We start from the raw sequence: 20,118 nt of genomic DNA on the forward strand, positions 1-20,118 counted from the left end.
ACGGAGCTCGGCCGACCTCACACCCAAGTTGTCACTTAAATTTAAACAACTTAGGAAAGCTCTATCTTTAAAATCTTTATGCAACAAAGCCCATCTTTTCTAAAAAACTCTACATCGATTTGATTAGCACCATGTCCTCCTTTAAATAGAGGATCATATTTTTTGGTTCCTATTACTTTAGCAATCGCAATCTTTTTACCTAAAGGAACAATAACAATATCTTCACTCTTTAATTCAAAATAGTTCTTAACTTGATTAGTCATACGACCAATCGAACCATTTTTCTCGATAATTTCTTGAATCACAGTTTTTATATTTGAATGTACTGAAAAGTTTACCTGCTTCCAACCATATCCAATTCTATTCTCTTTTATTAAAGATTCTGGACTTCTTACCATTAAATATTTTTTCATTTTTTAACACACAAAAATAAGGGCTGATTACTCAGCCCTTATTTCTAACTCAATATAAATTATTTTTCAATAACTTAGCTTAATTGAGCTGCAGCAATTTTCTTCGTATCAACGTCTTTAGCAGCGTCTGTATAGTCGTTCATTTGATCGAAGTTCAAGTACTTGTAGATATCCGCAGACATGCTATCAATTTGAGCAGCATATTGTTGGTATTCTTCAGGAGTTGGCAACTTACCAAGCACCGCAGCAACAGATGCAAGCTCAGCAGAAGCCAAGTAAACGTTTGCACCTTGACCTAAACGGTTCGGGAAGTTACGCGTAGAAGTAGATACAACAGTTGTATTTGGAGCAACACGTGCTTGGTTACCCATACATAATGAACAACCTGGCATTTCTGTACGCGCGCCAGCTTTACCATAAGTATTGTAGAAACCTTCTTCCATCAATTGGCGTTCGTCCATACGAGTTGGAGGAGCTAACCAAAGACGAGTAGATAAAGAACCACCAGGTACTTTGTCTAAAAGTTTACCAGCTGCCCGGAAGTGACCGATGTTCGTCATACAAGAACCGATGAATACTTCATCAATTTTGTCGCCTTGAACGTCAGAAAGAAGTTTTGCATCATCTGGATCGTTCGGGCAGCAAAGGATAGGTTCTTTGATGTCAGCAAGGTCGATTTCATACACTTTCGTGTATTCAGCGTCAGCATCAGCTTTAAGAAGTGATGGATTCGCTAACCATTTTTCCATGTTCTCAACACGGCGCGCCATAGTACGAGCATCGCCATAACCTTCAGAGATCATCCACTTCAACATCGTGATGTTTGAACGAAGGTATTCAGCAACTTTCTCTTCAGAAAGTGTGATCGCACAACCAGCAGCAGAACGTTCAGCAGAAGCATCAGAAAGTTCGAACGCTTGTTCAACAGTTAAGTCAGTTTCCATTTCTGATAAGTCGATCTCTAAGATACGACCAGAGAAGATGTTTTTCTTACCTTTCTTCTCTACAGTTAAGTCACCTTCTTTAATTGCGTAGTAAGGAATCGCATGTACTAGGTCACGTAAAGTGATACCAGGTTGCATTTTACCTTTGAACTTCACAAGTACAGATTCAGGCATATCAAGTGGCATAACACCAGTTGCTGCAGCGAACGCTACAAGACCAGAACCCGCTGGGAAAGAAATACCGATTGGGAATCGAGTATGCGAGTCACCACCAGTACCTACTGTATCTGGAAGAAGCATACGGTTTAACCAAGAGTGGATAATACCGTCACCTGGACGCAGTGATACACCACCACGGTTCATGATGAAATCAGGAAGCGTGTGTTGCATTTGAACGTCAACTGGTTTTGGATACGCAGCAGTATGACAGAAAGATTGCATTACGAGGTCAGCAGAGAAACCTAAGCAAGCTAAGTCTTTCAATTCGTCACGCGTCATTGGACCTGTTGTATCTTGAGAACCAACAGTTGTCATCTTAGGTTCGCAGTAAGTACCTGGAAGTACACCTTGACCTTCTGGAAGACCACAAGCACGACCAACCATCTTCTGAGCAAGCGTGAAGCCTTTGCCAGTTGCAGCTGGTTGAACTGGAGTACGGAACAAGTCAGAAGCAGGAAGACCCAATTCTTCACGTGCTTTAGTAGTCAAACCACGACCAATGATCAAGTTAATACGACCACCCGCACGTACTTCGTCTAGAAGTACTGGAGTTTTTAACTCAGCTTCAGCAATTTGAGCGCCATCTTTGAACGCTGTAACTTTTGCAGTCGCTTTGTCAATCTTCAACGTGATTTCGTCGCCCATGTTCATGTTTGCAACGTCGATCTCAACAGGTAACGCACCAGCGTCTTCCATAGTGTTGAAGAAAATCGGAGCAATCTTAGAACCTAAGCAGTAACCACCTTCTTTCTTGTTTGGAATGTGAGCGATTTCGTCACCAAAGAACCAAAGCACAGAGTTTGTTGCAGATTTACGAGAAGAACCTGTACCAACAACGTCACCCACGTAAGCAACAGTATTGCCTTTCGCGATTAAGTCTTTGATTTGGCTTAATGGACCAACTTCACCTGGAACTTCGGGCTTAATACCATCACGTTCATTTTTAAGCATCGCATTCGCGTGTAACGGAATGTCTGGACGGCTCCAAGCGTCTTGTGCAGGTGACAAGTCGTCAGTGTTAGTTTCGCCAGTAACTTTGAAAACTGTAAGTTTGATTTCTTCTGGAACATCTTTACGGCTAGTGAACCATTCAGCGTCAGCCCAAGATTGAAGAACAGCTTTCGCGTTTTCGTTACCTGCTTTTGCTTTATCAGCAACATCATGGAACGCATCGAAAACAAGAAGTGTTTTCTTAAGCGCTTCAGCAGCTAAAGCACCAAGCGCTGCGTCTTCTAATAATTCAACTAAAGGAGCAACGTTGTAACCACCAAGCATAGTACCTAGTAAGTAAACCGCACGCTCTTTAGAAACTAATGGAGAAGTCGCTTCACCTTTCGCCAAAGCAGCCAAGAAAGCAGCTTTTACGTAAGCAGCTTGGTCAACACCTGCTGGAACACGGTTTTCAAGCAAATCAACTAAGAATGCTTCTTCGCCAGCTGGTGGATTTTTTAATAATTCAACTAATGCAGCTGTTTGAGCGTCATCAAGTGGCTTCGGTGGGACTCCGAGTGCGGCACGTTCTTCAACGTGTTGGCGGTAAGCTTCTAGCACGGTGTTATTCCTCTTCTTTAAAAAATTACTTGCAATATCCTGCTTATAAAGCCTGCAAATAATATGGACTGCTAAATTTTACTAAAATTCCGGTTAAAAGTTAATGCAAGAAGAGTGTTTCTTTGTGATGACCATTATTTTCTTACTAAATGATCTCTCTTCTGATTACTCATTGCTCAATATGTTGTTTTATCGAACAATTCTGACATTAACATGAAGCTTTTACGGATCTGAAATAAATAAAAGGCAACAAGATGTTGCCTTTTAAATCCTTTTTTGACTATTCAACCTTAGTGGACAGTCGTGCGATCTAAATATTGTTGCAGACTTTCTCGTGTTCCTTCGAATCTGACCAGAATTTCATCATCATGTAGCATGCGGTGTTCGGCACAGGCAAAACTAATGTGTACCTGATAAATTTTGGCATGTTCATTGATCATATTTTTAAGATAGACTCGATCCCCTAGACTTAGGACGTAATGGCTGCCATTAATTACAGCAACACCATTGGCATCTTCAAGCAGAAGATCGGCATTATTCAGGTATGCGACCACTTCCATTGTTTCGCTCCTTTTGTTTTATTTATCTTATTTTTATATAAGCTTTTCTATTTTAATGCTAATTAAAATTTGTAATTAATTTCAACAAAAAAAGGGAAACTTACGCTTCCCTCTTTTTTATGATCAATCTTTTTGTAGCGCCTTAAAACTGTTTGTAGTCAGGCAGATTATCTTTATCGTAAGGAGTGGCTAAACACTCATCCGTTGCTTCTTTTTTGAATTTAGCCATTAATGCATCACGATCCAATTCTAATTGATTCGCAGGATAAGCATAGACCTTCTCAATTTGAGCATCTACGAATTTCTTCGTCGTCGGATCGGTCAGTTTAGAAGCATGTTCGACCGCCGCAGTTTTCTCGATACCATTTTGACGGTCTAGCAAAATAGAGCGTGCAGCATTACCAATACTGGTACAGTAACCATGCCAGACTTCTTCAGGGGTTAGTGGCTTTTTTTCTTCACAAGCACTGAGCAAAACGGCTGAACCAAGTACAGCACCCAGAATCACGAATTTGTTCATACATCTCTCCTGTTGCGGCTATGATAATCGAGTTAAACCGAATAGGAAATCGTGTAATGACATTTCTCGTTCATTAACCGCAGCTTGAACGAATAATTTTATTCTGATCATCCACGGTTACTGTAATACGATCATTTCGATAATCCATAGTAACCAGATCATTTGGTCCGACACGGCGAATAATTATGGCTTTGGTTTTATTCAAAATCTGTTGATCATCAAGATTATGCATGCCGACTAATTTTTTTGCTTCTTCAGGCTTGCAAATATTTTGATGATGTCTAAATAGTTCCCATTCTTCTACCACAACACCATCTGGCAACTGGCAATAACCCACTTGACCATTTACCTCATCACGTATTTCTAATTTTCCACCTTGTTGAACACAAAATTTGCTTGCAGGATTAGCCATTCCAATTTTTGGAGTAAGTTGCTCAGTTTGAGTGGTTTGACAGCCCGCCATGAGTGTTGCCGCTATCATCGCGATGAATATTGCAATTGTTTTCATTTTTTAATTCTTTCTTGTCCGATAAATTTTAAGTCTAGCATTTTAACAATAGGGCTTAAATTTAATTTCGGTTTATACATTGAATTAAAAAGGGCTTCGATTGAAGCCCTTTTACCTTTTAGAATCGCCAGTTGTAGAAAATATCAATGGCTTTTTCTAAAGACTGACTTGCTTCCAGATAGAGTCTTTGGTTCATCTGATATCGTAGCGTCAATTTATTGACTGGCGTAAAGACACCAACACCATAACGGATATATAAATCAGGGGTCAGATAACCTGTCACACTCACTTGAGTATCATCGCCTGTTCCTTGCGCATCAAGAGCAAGACCACTTAACCCAAATGTCTGTCCAATTTGATTGGTTAAAGCACGTGTACCACCAAGCCCTAAACTAATCCCCGCTGCAGCAATGGTATTGTTCACATCTGATTTAAAGCCTTCTGCTTGACTCAAGCTACTAGAACCTTCATTGATTCGACCTGTAATCAAGGCATTCATCGCCTCTTGTTCAGATAATCCCGCATCATTAAATACTTGGATATTTGGACTACTTGCGGTTCCAGTAACACGCACACCAACTGTACTGCCTGAAATGAGTTTACTTGCTTCAACCTCAAGGGTTGGGTTGGACAATGCACCATTGAAACGCGCAATTGCACGACTTAGTTCTAAAGACTGCCCATAAGCTTCAATAGTAACGCGCTTACTTACACCAATCGCACCATTGGCACGCATGGCAGTTTCTAAACCGCGTTGCGTTAAGTAAATTCGCCCAAGCAATGGAATACGACTATTAAAGCCTTGGAAAATCACTTGGTTTCCTAAATTTAATTCTAAGTCAGCGCGGATATCCCATGGCTTTGCAGCCTTAAGTACCGCGAGTTGATTATCACCTTCACGTACTACTCGAACATCGGCGGATAAAGGCACTACGGATGCGCTCGATTCTGGCATTGAAATCAGCGCACGCGGAACTTCAACTTTACCATTCAAAGTTAACTGCTTACTGACAGGACGTGCATCTAAATCCATTTCAGTGTTCACAACAGCTGTGATTAATGGTGCTTGGCGAATAAATAAATTATCACCTTTGAGTTTTAAACGAATTCTAGGATCATTTTTCCAATCGATATCACCCGTTAACTTACCCACACCTCGACCACTATTGAAAGCGCCATCGATCGTCGCTTGGTTTTGACGAATAGATGAATACAGCTGAATATTCGTGAGATTAACAGGTAACGAAATCATGCTGATTGAACCATTTTTAAGTCGCATTTCGCCGTTAAATAACGGTTGAGTCAATGTCCCACTGATTTTACCCGCAAGGGATAAATTACCATCGATTTTACGCACATCCGAAATGAATGGTTTTAAAATTTTCAGTTGTACTTGACTCAGAGCAACTTCACCACGCATTGGTTTCGAATCAACAAATGGATTCACCACAACATTTGCATATCCAGTCCCAATATTCGGAGCTTTCAAATCAGCACGAAGTAATAATCCTTCACGAATACTTCGTGCAATAAGACTTACTTCATCGTAGTTCATTGTAGTGCTGATATCATCAGGATCGGCAGCTGCTAGACCGACAACACCATTACGCGTAACAAGTTTGGCATCGATTTTTGGTTGAATGCCTTGCCCCCAAGACGCTTTAGCATAACCATCCAATTTACCCGTAATTGCGAAACCTTCAGGCATAAATGCGGCAAAGTCACCAAGATCTAAATTCCGACTCACAAATGAGGCGCTACCTTTGGTCTTACTCACACGTAAGGGCTGATCAAAGCAAAGTTGGCTCTGATTACTGGTCCAGCAATGAGCACCCACAAATAATTCTGTTTTCGCAGTATTATAAATCACAGGGGCAGATTGGGCCTGTTTCAAATGCACCCGTGCAGAGTCAAAGTCACCTTTTTGAATTTGACCTAACCAATCATTCGCAGGATTAAATCCACCTGCCAGTTGCACATAAAATTTAGACAGCTTGTTCGAGGCTTGCACTTTCAATAAATGTGCTTTTCGTGTACCAGCAATTGAGACTTCAGCGTTTTGAATCTCACGATTGCCACTTCTTAAACTGTCCATTCTTGCAGTTAATGCAGTAGGCACTGTGTCTGAAGTTGGTAATTCCCCTTGGATGTTGAGTGATTTGATACTGACAAGATCATTGAAACCAAAGTTATTCACCCTCACATTCGCAGTTGCAGACAATCTCGGTTGAGACTGCACGTTTACAAAACCTTGCGCACGACCACGTAAACCAGGATAAAGCTCAAATAATGCAGGCGCGTCAATCTTAACGCGAAGATTCTGAGCATTCCCTTCGGCTTGAATCTGATTCTGCGCATACACAAAATACAAATTATTGGCTTCAAACTGTTGTGGTAGGAAACCTGTCTGATTCGAATTAAGAATAACAGCAAGATTACCTTTTGCTCTCAGCGGTTTTTTATTGATCATGCCAGCGAGATTGAGTCGATCAATATTAATTTTTTTCAAACGATCTGACCAAACACCATCCGTTTTGACATTACCTGAAATTTCCCCTTTAACACTTGAAACAAAATAATGAGGCTTAAAACGTATTAAAGAAGCATTAATGTCCCATCCGATTCCATTGGCTAAATTGACTAAACCATTGGCATTGATCTGACCCGCAGCACCCTGATGTTTAAATTCGGAAATATTGATGCGCTGAGGTGTGCCTGCTACACGTATTTTAAGCTGACCATCCCCTTGTGGCAGTTGGCTTGCATGTAATGCACCATCATAATTTACTGCGAAGCCTTTAAAGCCACCACCCGACTTTTCATCATGTAGAAGAATGGCTGCTGTACTTGAGCCAGTCAGCTTAATTGTTTCCGGTGGATTTTGATTGGCAAGTTGACCTGAAAGATTGATCTGATTTAACTGAATAATTTGCTGGTTAGGTCGAGCAAAGCCACTCGCTTGAATTTGTCCATTTAATAAATTTACAGGAGCAGCAGAACTGATGGTTTGCGGATTAAAGTCTTTTGCATTAAGCACCGCATTCCACTTCAACTGTCTTTGATCAGATGGTAATTCAACCTTGGCATTTGCTTGTAAAGATCCTTTTCCATCTGCTTGATAGATAAATGAAGGAACATGAAGATCATTACCTTTAAGGTCTAATTGGGCATTGTATTTGCCAGCAGGTAAAGTTCCTTTTTCATTTGCACCAACTACGGTTGCCACATGAATATTTTGTTGACCTTCAACTAAAGCAAGTTTTACATCCCCAGATTCACTACTTAACCAACCAATGTACGGAACAGCACGATCAATATTTTTCCAAGCGACATCTAGCAACATCGGATTCGGTTTATTATTTTTTTGTTCAGCTTGATTAAGATTTAAATTCCATGTTTCATATTGGTCAAAATCAATAAGTGCTGTGAGAGCTAATCCCTTCTCTAACGACCCAGCTGAGGCGATTTTGGCATCCAAACGTTCTGGCAGAAAATCTTGCACCACTTGTGGAATCACTTTATCTTTTGGATTGATTTTATCTAAGCGACCTTGCACATCCCAAGTGACTTTATCCTTCCACCCAACGACACCCGCAAGATTCAGCGCCCCGTTCATCAATTGACCATTCAGGTTTGAAATATTCAATTGATTGACGAGATCTGTATGCGCCAGCGCAGTATATTGTCCTTGAGGAATATTTTTACCAGAAATATCGGTATTAATATCCAAATTCAAACGTTGGATATCTCCAGAAAACTTAGCAACTCCTTGTTTAGATAAGAGCTCCTGCTCTAGCATTAAAGGCCAGTGATAATCTTTAAAGTTTAAAGCACCTTGCATTGGTACATTTTTTCGAACTGGATGTACCACTGCCCAACCTGTTAATAAATCAGGGGTACGTGTGGCAATGCCCGCTTGAATGGTATCTAAAGAGCCTTTTGCATGGAGATAAATATCCTCAACGTTGATCGACTTTAAAGATGGGAGTCTTACAACCGCTTGCGCATCTAACGGATATTTACCTTTAAAATCCATCTGACCTGTTGCTTTTTTTACAGACAAATAACCCATATCAAACTGCGAATCTTCAAACTTAAGCTCAGTACCTGACCATAGTGCTTCGTTTAGGATAATGTCATTAAATTGTACTTTAGAACTTGAAGTCTGAATGACCAATTGATCGATATCGGCTTGATCAACACGTAAAACAAAAGGGAGTTTAATTTCACTAAACTTAAATGGCTCATCACTTGGCGGTGACTTGTTAATGACACGCAAATTTCGGACATCGGCACGATTCAAATGAATTTCTTTATCTAATATGGCACGCCAACCCAAAGTGACATCAGCTCTATCAATTTTCACATCAACTGATTTCAGCGTCACCAATACATTTTTTAGAATAATGCCTTGAAGTAAATTTCCACCTTCATATTCATACTGAATAATCTGTTGAGTGGACAAAGCACGGTCAAGTAAGAATTTACTGCCTTTGTCTGTTGAAAACATTACGGCAAGCGAAGCCACAAAAAAGATCAGAATAAATAAAATGATCAGCAATACACGGCGTAATAAACTTCGCTGTGGCGTCACGTTTTGATCAGGTTGTTGCTCAGGTTGCTGCTCGATGTCTTCAGCCATACTTATTCCAAAAAATGTTTGAGTACTTTTATTATCTTAAATATTAAAGTTGCGGCCCGATAAAGAAATGTAGACGAATCGGTTTACCAGGATCAGATATCCCCGATGCCACATCTAGACGAATTGGACCAATTGGAGAGTTCCAGCGGATTCCTGCTCCTATGCTATATTCAGTATCATTGGTAAATTTTTCATCATAAGCATTACCAAAATCACTAAATAACGCGGCGCGCCAGCCTTCTTTAAATTGGTAATTGTACTCTAAAGTCCCAATCGCACGCGCTTGACCTCCGACTTTATATCCAAATTCCACAGGGGACAAACTCTTATAGTCAAAGCCTCGTAGACTTTGGTCACCCCCTTCAAAGAATCTCAAGTTATAGGGCACTTTTTGAAAATCTTCTGTGATGATATAACCGAGGTTTGCCCCACCAATGAATTGATGATCATTGTTACTGCCTAGTGAATATAAAAATTTCCAGTTCGCATTTACAATCGCCATATCAGCATCGGATAGCAGGCTTTCACTCCCCAATTGGATTTTGTAGTTTTGTTTAAATCCTTTTGTCGGATTTAATCGATTATCACTGGTGACTTTAGTGGCTTCATAACCAAGTAATAAAGATTGCTGCTCATCATTACCCGTTGCAACGACAAACTCTGGGATTTCATCCCAATTGGTATCTGGGTCAAGTGTCTCAGGAATATCACCTTCAATCGTCATACGATCTAGACGATAACGCACACCAAAAATATGCTGCCAATCACGACGCGCACCTTTAATAATTCTGTCAGCTCCGGCAACGGCGGATTCCACAATGAGATTTAATCCATTCCCAATTTCATCACGATCTTCACGCTCGTAACCACCAACTAGACTGACATAATCATTTAATGGGTGTTTATATGGAATATTATAGCGACCATCAATCGATTGTCTGACTTGTGACAACTCCAAGTTTGCATCAAACGAATGACCACGTTCATTCACAATAGAACGGCGGTACTGACTTCGTAAGCGCACACCGGTATCAGTACCATAACCAATACCCGCTTCAACACTATTTAATTTATCCGCATTCAATGTCACGATGACAGGGATTTTTTTCTCTTCACGTGCTAAGGCTTGTAAACGCTCAGTTTCTTCCTGCTTGGCTTGCGCTTGATTATCAGCATCATTACGCTCTTGCAAAGTACGACGTTCATTTCCACCCGCAAATTGAGTTTCATCTGCCACATTCTGCGTGACTTCTTCTGATGAACTTGCCTGTTGTTCAGCCTTTTCTTGACCTGTTAATAAACTTCTATCAATTTTTTGCTCATCCACTAAAGCCTGCAAATCAGGTGCGAGTTCAAGCGGCTTAATAATTGGATCAGGTTTAACAGCGTCAACAAGGCTATAGTTAAAATAACGTGAATTGGTTAAGTTGTTGGCTAATACATTTACACGCCATGCGGTAAAGTCTGCACCTTCTTGCCAAGGAGCTAAGGTTCTTAAAATATCTTCACGAATCGGTATTTTTTTTGATGGATCACTCATTCTAAACTGCACATCATCCAGCTTATAACGTTCACCTGTTTCCATCTTCAAATTTATATCTGCTTGATTTTGAGGGCGGGCCAACATGACATCGTGCATTCGCCAATAATAATCAAAGAAACCGTTGTTATTCGCCGCTTCAATGATTCGAGCTTTTGTCGCTTCGTATTTACCATGATCGAAAATATCACCCACCTCCAAATCAGGAAGCACTCGAATCACTTGCAATTGAGCAAGATTCTCCCCAGGCCCAGTAAATTCAATATTTTGTTCTCGCACCACTACTGGATTATGAGGTGTGACATTGACACGCACTCGGTTATCACTGACTTTTTCAAACTTAAATTCAGCATCGTAATAACCTACGGCTTGTGCAGCTTGGACAGTCATATTACGGAGTTGCGGGACGGCAGCATTGAAATCTGAAAATGACTCAACAGTGAATGATGATAACTTTGCTTTGATATTGTCCGCGAGTGGTTTAGGTGCGCCTGTAACATCTGCGGTAATACGTGGCACAGCAGCGGGCTGATTAAGACGTGGAGGACGTATTTTGTAGAAAATGCGTTTAAACACATTTACTTTTTCTGGTTCTTTATTTTCAGGTTCTTGGGTTTGAACGGATAATGAACGTCCTTCCACATTTTCAGACACCTCAATCTGACGATCAGACTGAATATTTTGCATCAACTGATCAATGTTGACTGGAGCTTTTGTTAACTCAGCCTCTGAAATGTCATTCGCAGGTAGATCTTGTACTTGAACTGCTGGAGTCGTCAATCCCGATCTGAAATTTTGCGCTTCCTGCTTGGCTTGTTCAGCGACTGATAAAATTTCATTGGCAAGTCGAGGGTCCACACTTTCCTCAGGCAGCAACTCCAAATCATCAAATTCTATCGGTTTGAATTGCTCTTGTGGACTCAATTGCTCTTGCTGCTGAAGCATTTCATAACTATTAAAATCATCTTGCCCACTCAACTGATCTATTTTTTGATCAATACTTTCAATTTTCTCTTTTGACAATCCCTGTTGCTGCGCAACATTTTCTATTTTTTGTTTATTATTTTCGATGGCTTGTACAGATGTCGCAGGCTCAAGCTCCTGACTTGATACCACTGTGTCAGCTGCAAATAACACAGGTGAAGAAAGAGCACCTAAAAAAACACTTGCATAGAACCATTTATTGATATCATTTAATATCCATGTGTGCTGTACACATTGGGAAAGTAATGATTTTTTAAATTGTGTTTTCGATGGCATACTGCGCTCTGAATACTTTATATTTTAAATAGAAAATACGGATTTTTCACTCAAGCTAACTGAATCAAATTTCTAGTATTTTCAAAATTTTTAGGATGAAAATATGATACATGATTTTCCGATATTGTTACTAAATCATCACATTTCTTAATAATTTTTAAAAAAGCTGAATTGTCATGCAAAAACAAGAGCATCTACTGAGTTCGCGCCGTTTTTTACCTATGTTTTTGACTCAATTTTTTGGAGCCTTAAACGATAATGTCTTTAAACAATCCTTATTGCTTGTCATTACCTATGGTTGGATTCAACAACAGACCGCAAGCGTAAGCACACTGAATAATCTAGCCGCACTTCTCTTTATTCTACCTTACTTCATTTTTTCAGCGACTGCAGGACAAATTGCAGACAAATACGAACGCTCTTTCTTGATTCGTAATATCAAATTGCTTGAAATCTTGATTATGCTGATTGGTACTGCTGGATTTTTACTCGGCAATTTATGGCTATTGTTATTTGCATTGTTCCTCATGGGTACACACAGTACCTTCTTCGGACCGATTAAATACGCCATTCTCCCTGAAATATTAAAACCGAATGAATTGATGTCGGGTAATGCTTTATTCCAGTCAGGTACTTCCATTGCAATATTGATGGGGATGATCTTGGGTGGTGTAGTGATTTCAAACTCTGAAGGTAACTTAGTTTGGATCAGCCTGACGGTCGTGACCATCGCGATACTTGGTTATATTTGTAGTCGCTTCGTTCTTAAACAAAAAGTCCGTGAAAATCATATCAATGTCGATTGGAATTTCTTTCGAACCAGTTTCCAAACCATACGTTATGCAAAAAGCTTACCCCTCATCTTTACCATTTTATTGGGTAATTCTTGGTATTGGTTTTATGGCGCGACTTATTTAACCCAAATTCCTCAAATGACTCAGCAAAATCTGCATGCCAATGAAAATGTGGTTAGCCTCCTCCTTACCTTTTTTTCTGTGGGTATTGGTGTAGGTTCATTGTTATGCCGAAAAATTGGTGGCTCAGAGGTCAATATTAAAATGGTGCCTATTGGTGCAGTAGGCTTAACCGTTTTCGCCTTCTATTTAGCAGCAAGTTTAGCCTTTGTTCCTGAAAGGACGGGCGATTTTATTGGCATATCAGACATGTTTAATTCTGGTATGATTTATTATCATGTGATGATTGCAGTTACATTATTAGGGATCAGTGGTGGTTTTTATATTGTTCCGCTGTATGCCATGATGCAAGCCTATTCACCGTGTTCACATCGTGCTCGAGTAGTGGCTGCTAATAACATTATGAATGCAGTATTCATGGTGTCTTCTGCTATATTCTCCATTATTATTTTAAGTATCTTAAGTATTGATATTAAGATTCTATTCAGTATTACAGCAATATTGAGTGCTCTGTACACGATTTGGTTGTTAACACGCTTAAAACCAATGTTAAAAAATGCTCAAATTGATTTAGAGGATTAAGGTTATGCGTCACTACACAGGTCTAGATAAATTTATCCATTCATTTGATCAAGCACTGCGTAGTTTGGTGCCAGGCACCACCACCTCACAACGTGAAAATCCAGCAAGTCAAGCAGAGACTCATCTCGCAGTGAGCGAAGCAAGGCATGTTGCTGGACTCATGCGTGTTAATCACAGTGGTGAAGTCTGTGCTCAAGCGCTTTATCACGGTCAAGCATTAACAGCTAAGTTGCCTAATGTTCGTCGTGAAATGGAGCATGCCGCGATTGAAGAACAAGATCATTTAGCATGGTGTGAAGATCGTTTAAAAGAGTTAGATAGTCATACAAGTCTACTCAATCCTGTATGGTATGGTCTTTCTTTTGGTATGGGTGCGATTGCAGGTATTGCTGGTGACAAATACAGTTTAGGCTTCGTTGCAGAAACTGAACGCCAAGTGAGTCTGCATCTGCAACACCATCTCGACCAACTCCCACCGCATGATGAACGCTCTCGTCAAATTTTGACACAGATGAATCAGGATGAACTTCAGCATCGAGATACTGCACTAAATGCAGGTGGTGTGGAATTACCAGCTGCGGTCAAAATCGCAATGACGGGTATATCCAAACTCATGACCAAAACAAGTTATTATATTTAAAAAAACGCGGCTCATGGGCCGCATTTTTTTATAGATGATGGAATCGTCTAAACTTATTTAATTCACGCTCAGCATGATTAAAATTCAAATCTAACCGCAATTTATCCTGCTTTAAGGACTTTATTTTCTTAAGATACTCTTCCCGCTTTTCTTTGGTGATTTTGTCATCCAGCAAGTAGTCTCGATATGTTTCAATTTCTTTATCTTTAGCATCTTTGTCTTTCTTAGAACGATAGTACTGATCGGCCACATTATAAAAGGGTGCTAATTGAGCATGTAACTCCGATGGGCAAACCCTATAAACACCTCCTCCCTCCAAAGCTCGATCAAAAATAACTTCGGGTTGACAATATGAACGAAGCCCAAGTTGGTAACCTTGTTCATATAACTCATGATCTGGTTCAATATTCACTTTTGAACAGGCTTTTTGATGTTTAACAATGCGATTCGAATAACCACTGCTTCCATCTTTTTCACCTATTTCAGACCATTGAGCAGTTCGACACTCTTGAGGGGAAAGCGTTGCACAACTTGAGAGGAACGCCAAAATTGCGCTTAACACAATAATTTTATACATCTTCTTGATATGGAGCTTATTTATTTTGAAGTGCCGTATTATAAAAATTAGTCCATTCAAAAGAAGCCGATTATTGTTAAATCAGAGCCTATTTGCGTATCAAAGATATATTTGATCAATGCTACCGATGGACTATTCAGCGAAACTCATCCTATTTTAGATAATGAACCATCTAGTGACACTTGAGGAAAATGATGCGCTTCATGCTCAAATAATGGATTTTCCCAAATATCAAACATTGGAATTTTAACATCTAAGGCTAATGGCATTTTTTTTGGATTAAATTGCATATTTTGGAGCGTATTTCCCCATGCAATGAGATCTACATCCAAAGAGATATCATGTGACGGACGGACTCGACCAGAAGCTTTTTCCAGCGCTTTTAAAAGATTGGTAATTTCATTGACTTGCTGCTTTGATTCTAATAAACATGCAGCATTCCAATAATCTTGTCCAACACCATCTCGACAAGGTATGACATAGATGGGAGAACGCGTAATACATCCCAATGACGCAATTTGTTTTAATGCATTCACCAGATGATTGTGCGGTTGGCTATTACTCGCCAATGCTAGCGCGTAAATCATTACGGTGTCTTTCAAGACGAATTCCTACTGAATTGGCTTGTGGAATAATGGCAGGCTTACGCACAGTAATTTGAATAGACTCAATTGCTGGATATTGATCAAACAAAGCTTCGAGAACAATTTTTGCAGCAAATTCAATTAATTCAGGTTGAGCTTTTTGAATTGTCTGAGTCGCGATTTCACAAATTTCAGCATAATTTAAAGTATCAGCGAGAAGATCTGAATTTGATGCCTGCTCTAAATCTGTCTCAATATGAAGATCAAGCAATAATGGTTGAATGATTTGCCGTTCCCAGTCAAAACATCCAATGACTGTTTCAACTTTCAATCCTTCAATTAATATGGAATCCATCTTCAATCATGACCTTTTCGTAAACTATCGAACAGTGATAGTACACTTGACGGGAGGCGATAAAAGCAAATCCTCTTCTATTGAGGATTTGCTTTTATATTTTAACACTTGTTTAAGATTTAATGTTTCAACAAAAGATTAGGATCGATTGTTTGTACCATTTGTAAGCGCTGATCTGCATAAATATCAGTGTACGGCGCAAGAATTCTCATAAAACGATCAAAATAAAGCATTTGTTTAAACAGCAATGCGAAATCCCGTGGGAAACGGATGCCATGACGCTCACCTACAGCCACCATATCCATCATGATGTCATTTAAGTCGGCTGGATTAGACGACAGAATTTGCTGAGGATCAGCGGTGAGCACGCCACTGAATAATCGTTCTAAATCGTTTGCCAAAACTGTTGTATCAATTTGCGTATTGGTCATGCCCATTTTCAGCATATTTTCTGCCATCAATGGATAATTGGTATTTTGCAATGCATCCATGAAAGCAATACATGCCGTCCATACTTCAGGCTTTAATTGTCCCACAATACCAAAATCAATGAATCCAATGCGACCATCATCCAAAAGCATGAGGTTGCCAGCATGTAAATCTGCGTGGAAACTTTCACACATCATCAAACTACCAAACCATGTGTTCATGGCAGTAATCAAAACCTGTGATGGGTCTTTAGAAACTTGACGAACCACATCGAAATCCGTCAACGGCACGCCATAAAGACGCTGCATTGTCAGGACACGACGTGTTGAATATTGATGATATACCTTTGGTGCAGTCGCTTTAGTATTTTGAGTAATGTGCAGATAATTAACAAAATCATCAATATTTTTTGCTTCTTCAATAAAATCAACTTCACGAACCATACGTGTTTTGATTTCTTCAACAATATCCGCAAGTGAAGCAAATTTTACTTTAGGAACTGCCTTCTCTAGAATCTTGGTCGCCCAATGTAGGACATTTAAATCCGTATAAAGGATAGTTTCAACACCAGGTTTTTGGACTTTGATCACGACATCTTCGCCGCTCACCAATTTAGCAGCATGCACTTGTGCGATCGAAGCAGAAGCTAATGGCGTTTCATCAATAGATGCGAAAATTTCACCTAAATCGCGACCGTCAAACTCAGCATTCAAAACACTTTCAATATAGCTAAATGGGAGTTTAGGTGTCTGATCTAAACACCCTTGAAATTCCTCAACATATTCACGTGGAAATAATGAAGGCGTACTGGCAATAAACTGTCCCAACTTAATATACGTTGAACCAAGTGACTCGAAAGTTTCGCGCATTAATTTCGCATTACTCGGTTTTTCTGTCGCGTATTTAATCCCTGCTCGCGCAGCAATGACCACAGTTTCACCTACACGGGCCACTGAGCGTAAACCATCTAACCAAATATTATTTTTCATAATGTCGATATTAAATTTCGATATGTTGAGTGTAGCAAATTAAATTGTCTTTGCGGATTGACTGATGTGACAGATTTGACATTCTTTATCCTTGTCAAAATTCAAAATTCGCTGTTGCATGTTCCTTCCATTCCATAGAAGGATCTTCTGTTTTAATGGTGTTAAATTTAACCCCAGATATAATAGCGCATGATGTGCTTGCATACTTGCCATCAGGTTAGGAGTTGTTGCTAAAACTCCTGAATCTGCACACCTTAAACTCTCATCTGCATGATCTTCTTTAGGAAAAAGACATTCATAACATGCTGATTCACCATCCACCATAAATAACTGCCCCTGCAAACCAATCGCAGATGCACTAATGAGTGGAACATTTGCATCCTTACAGATTTGATTGACCAAATAACGGGTTTCAAAATTATCACAACCATCTAACACAAGATCTTGATGTGTAATCAGTGCGGCAGCATTATTAAAATCAATTTTTGAAGTGATGTATTCAATCTTAATATAAGGATTAATTTGAGAAATTTTCTTTGCTAACACTTCAGCTTTGTAAAAACCCACATCATGATGATCAAAGGCAATTTGTCGCTGTAAATTACTGATTTCTACAGTATCAGCATCGATGAGTGTCAATTTACCTACGCCTGCTCTCGCCAATAACTCTGCAGTCAAACACCCTATTCCACCACAACCAATAATAAGCACATTGGACAGCTTTAATCTTTCTTGTGCATCAATATCCCAATCCTCTAGTAATATTTGTCTTGCGTACAACTGTAGTTCAACATCACTCAGTTCAATGCTATCACTCACCTAAACACCCTGATTTCATGCTTGTATAAGCCTATGATACCGAATAAATAACCAGTCTATTCATATAATTCTGAAGATAATTTTTACCTTAGAAGATCCATACCTTATTGTTACAATTCGATTAGATATTTAATTTTTCTTATTTTATTTTTAATTATTTATAAACATAATCTCAATAATTGCTTCACTAGCAATTGATTTTAAAAACATCTAACTCCAATAAATGACAGTCCTACTTATGAATAAAAAAATTTTAGCACTCGCTGCATTATTAGTTTCGAGTTTATTTCTGGCAGCGTGTAAAGATGAAAAGATCACCAACATTACATACGTCAATCAAGGTTCGGATACCCAACCAGAATATATAGAAAGCACGCTTTATGATCTGGACGAAGAGAATACTTCACCCAATCAAGACAATCGGCAAATGTTCTTGATTCTGCACTACACAGCAGTATCTAAAGACGAAACATTGGCTTTGTTTAAAGATCCTAATTTCCCTGCCAGTAGTCACTATTTTGTACCCGAATTATCAACCAATGGTAAATTTACTGTGTACCGTCTTGTGCCTGATGATAAAAGAGCTTGGCATGCTGGCGCGAGTTCTTGGCAGACCAACAGTAGTTTGAATGCCTCGAGTATCGGAATTGAAATTGAAAATCTCGGTTTCCCTGCAGATGATGAACAACTCCCTTTGATGCAACGTCGATGGTATCCATTTTCATCAAAACAACAAATCGAAGTCCTTGCAGATATTATTTTAAAAATTACTAAAAAATACGAGATCAGACCCGACCGAATTTTGGGGCACAGTGATATTTCTCCAGGTCGTAAATTTGATCCAGGTCCGCTATTTCCTTGGAAACGTTTATATGAAGATTATAACATCGGTGCTTGGTACGATAACGACACTGTAAATTATTATCGTACTTATCATCCTTGGAAGAATGATATTGCTTCGTTACAAAGCAAATTGGCATTATACGGATATAACATTCCTGTCACTGGTCAATACGATCAAGTCACTCAAAATGTTGTATCCGCATTCCAAATGCATTTTTATCCTGAGAAATATGATGGTTTCGCGGATATTGAAACTGTAGCCCGCCTTGATGCATTACTTGAGAAGTATCGAAATGTAGCTCGTCCGGCGATTTCACCATAAAACATCTGAGATCAGTTTAGTCGTCTATTTAAGTGAAGACTAAACTGATTTTCATATATTATTTTGGCGCCATACGAATTGCGCCATCCAATCGAATCACTTCACCATTTAAATACGAATTTTCAAAGATATGTCCAACCAGTTTCGCAAATTCTTCAGGTTTGGCTAAACGTGGTGGGAATGGAACCATCTGTCCCAATGCATCCTGCACATTTTGCGGAAGACCTTTGAGCATCGGGGTTTCCATGATTCCTGGCGCAATAGTCATAACACGGATCTTTTCACGTGCTAACTCACGCGCCAATGGTAAAGTCATACCAACAACAGCGCCCTTGGATGCAGAATATGCAGCTTGACCAATTTGACCATCAAAAGCAGCAACTGAAGCCGTGTTCACAATGACACCACGTTCTTCCTCTTCCCCCGAAAGCGTATACTGTGACATTAATTGCGCAGCATATCGCAACATATTAAAGGTTCCACTGACGTTGATATTCAGCACTGTTTGGAACATATCTAAGGCATGCAGGCCATCACGACCAAGCACTTTAGCTGATGGTGCAATACCAGCACAGTTGATTAAACCATTTAATTGTCCATATTTTTCTTGTATGTATGCAAAGAATGATTCAACTGATTTTTCATCAGTTACATCTAGTTGAATAAATTCTGCACCAATTTCTTGACCCGTCTGCTCGCCCAAAGATGCATTCATATCAACAATTATGACTCGAGCACCCTGCTGTTGAAGATAAGCTGCTGTCGCCGCACCTAACCCAGAAGCGCCGCCTGTAATAACAATCACTTTTCCTTGAATATTCATAAATCTCATTATCCTTTTTTAGTTTTAAGTTGGCTTTAGGGTAATCCTCCTCTAATACGGATTCAATTTATTCAGTGACCAATT

Annotated in this window: 16 protein-coding genes; 3 read left to right on the plus strand and 13 right to left on the minus strand. The window is 39.5% G+C overall.

Annotated elements, in window-relative coordinates:
• Positions 1–50: 50 nt before the first annotated feature.
• From AC1M9I_RS04175 to AC1M9I_RS04205, 7 genes are all read right to left on the minus strand, one after another.
• On the minus strand, positions 51–413 hold the full coding sequence (locus AC1M9I_RS04175) for a hypothetical protein (RefSeq protein ID WP_481610737.1): 363 nt from the start codon (positions 411–413) through the stop codon (positions 51–53).
• A gap of 74 nt (positions 414–487) precedes the next feature.
• Positions 488–3,127 carry a bifunctional aconitate hydratase 2/2-methylisocitrate dehydratase gene (locus tag AC1M9I_RS04180; RefSeq protein ID WP_481587005.1) on the minus strand — a complete coding sequence of 880 codons (2,640 nt, stop codon included), beginning with the start codon at positions 3,125–3,127 and terminating at the stop codon, positions 488–490.
• Positions 3,128–3,417: 290 nt separating this feature from the next.
• Complete coding sequence (locus tag AC1M9I_RS04185) at positions 3,418–3,687, minus strand: hypothetical protein (RefSeq protein WP_035267100.1); 270 nt, start codon at positions 3,685–3,687, stop codon at positions 3,418–3,420.
• Between the two features lie 142 nt (positions 3,688–3,829).
• Entirely contained in the window at positions 3,830–4,207 is a 378-nt protein-coding gene (locus AC1M9I_RS04190; RefSeq protein WP_180027655.1) for a hypothetical protein, read from the minus strand.
• Positions 4,208–4,280: 73 nt separating this feature from the next.
• On the minus strand, positions 4,281–4,715 hold the full coding sequence (locus AC1M9I_RS04195) for an I78 family peptidase inhibitor (RefSeq protein ID WP_481588372.1): 435 nt from the start codon (positions 4,713–4,715) through the stop codon (positions 4,281–4,283).
• A gap of 118 nt (positions 4,716–4,833) precedes the next feature.
• Positions 4,834–9,357 carry a translocation/assembly module TamB domain-containing protein gene (locus AC1M9I_RS04200; protein WP_481588373.1) on the minus strand — a complete coding sequence of 1,508 codons (4,524 nt, stop codon included), beginning with the start codon at positions 9,355–9,357 and terminating at the stop codon, positions 4,834–4,836.
• Between the two features lie 43 nt (positions 9,358–9,400).
• Positions 9,401–12,157 (minus strand): autotransporter assembly complex protein TamA, encoded by a 2,757-nt coding sequence (locus AC1M9I_RS04205; protein ID WP_481588374.1) that lies wholly within the window; start codon positions 12,155–12,157, stop codon positions 9,401–9,403.
• Between the two features lie 176 nt (positions 12,158–12,333).
• Here AC1M9I_RS04205 and AC1M9I_RS04210 point away from each other — a divergent pair, with 176 nt between their 5' ends.
• Both AC1M9I_RS04210 and coq7 read left to right on the plus strand, forming a co-directional pair.
• The gene (locus AC1M9I_RS04210) at positions 12,334–13,653 is read left to right on the plus strand and encodes an MFS transporter (protein WP_481610738.1); all 1,320 of its coding nucleotides are present in this window, start codon (positions 12,334–12,336) and stop codon (positions 13,651–13,653) included.
• Between the two features lie 4 nt (positions 13,654–13,657).
• Positions 13,658–14,293, plus strand: a complete 636-nt coding sequence (gene coq7 / locus AC1M9I_RS04215; RefSeq protein ID WP_481588376.1) for a 2-polyprenyl-3-methyl-6-methoxy-1,4-benzoquinone monooxygenase — start codon at positions 13,658–13,660, stop codon at positions 14,291–14,293.
• A 28-nt stretch (positions 14,294–14,321) separates the two neighbouring features.
• Here the strand turns inward: coq7 and AC1M9I_RS04220 are convergent, their stop codons facing one another.
• The 5 genes from AC1M9I_RS04220 to AC1M9I_RS04240 form a co-directional block, all read right to left on the minus strand.
• Positions 14,322–14,870, minus strand: a complete 549-nt coding sequence (locus tag AC1M9I_RS04220) for a DUF2799 domain-containing protein (RefSeq protein WP_481588377.1) — start codon at positions 14,868–14,870, stop codon at positions 14,322–14,324.
• Positions 14,871–15,016: 146 nt separating this feature from the next.
• Positions 15,017–15,472: a 2-amino-4-hydroxy-6-hydroxymethyldihydropteridine diphosphokinase gene (locus AC1M9I_RS04225; protein WP_481588378.1), complete on the minus strand. Its 456-nt coding sequence runs from the start codon at positions 15,470–15,472 to the stop codon at positions 15,017–15,019.
• Positions 15,429–15,809 (minus strand): dihydroneopterin aldolase, encoded by a 381-nt coding sequence (gene folB / locus AC1M9I_RS04230; protein WP_481588379.1) that lies wholly within the window; start codon positions 15,807–15,809, stop codon positions 15,429–15,431. The genes AC1M9I_RS04225 and folB overlap by 44 nt, the downstream gene beginning before the upstream one ends.
• Before the next feature lie 119 nt (positions 15,810–15,928).
• Positions 15,929–17,227 carry an ABC1 kinase family protein gene (locus tag AC1M9I_RS04235; protein ID WP_481588380.1) on the minus strand — a complete coding sequence of 433 codons (1,299 nt, stop codon included), beginning with the start codon at positions 17,225–17,227 and terminating at the stop codon, positions 15,929–15,931.
• A 39-nt stretch (positions 17,228–17,266) separates the two neighbouring features.
• Complete coding sequence (locus AC1M9I_RS04240) at positions 17,267–18,046, minus strand: HesA/MoeB/ThiF family protein (RefSeq protein ID WP_481588381.1); 780 nt, start codon at positions 18,044–18,046, stop codon at positions 17,267–17,269.
• A 238-nt stretch (positions 18,047–18,284) separates the two neighbouring features.
• On the opposite strand from AC1M9I_RS04240, the gene AC1M9I_RS04245 reads away from it, so the two are divergent.
• Positions 18,285–19,211 (plus strand): N-acetylmuramoyl-L-alanine amidase, encoded by a 927-nt coding sequence (locus AC1M9I_RS04245; protein WP_481588382.1) that lies wholly within the window; start codon positions 18,285–18,287, stop codon positions 19,209–19,211.
• 58 nt (positions 19,212–19,269) lie between these two features.
• On the opposite strand, the gene AC1M9I_RS04250 is transcribed toward AC1M9I_RS04245, so the two are convergent.
• Positions 19,270–20,034 carry a 3-hydroxyacyl-CoA dehydrogenase gene (locus AC1M9I_RS04250; RefSeq protein WP_481588383.1) on the minus strand — a complete coding sequence of 255 codons (765 nt, stop codon included), beginning with the start codon at positions 20,032–20,034 and terminating at the stop codon, positions 19,270–19,272.
• Positions 20,035–20,118 lie beyond the last annotated feature (84 nt).

The organism is Acinetobacter sp. ANC_7553, assembly GCF_056779895.1.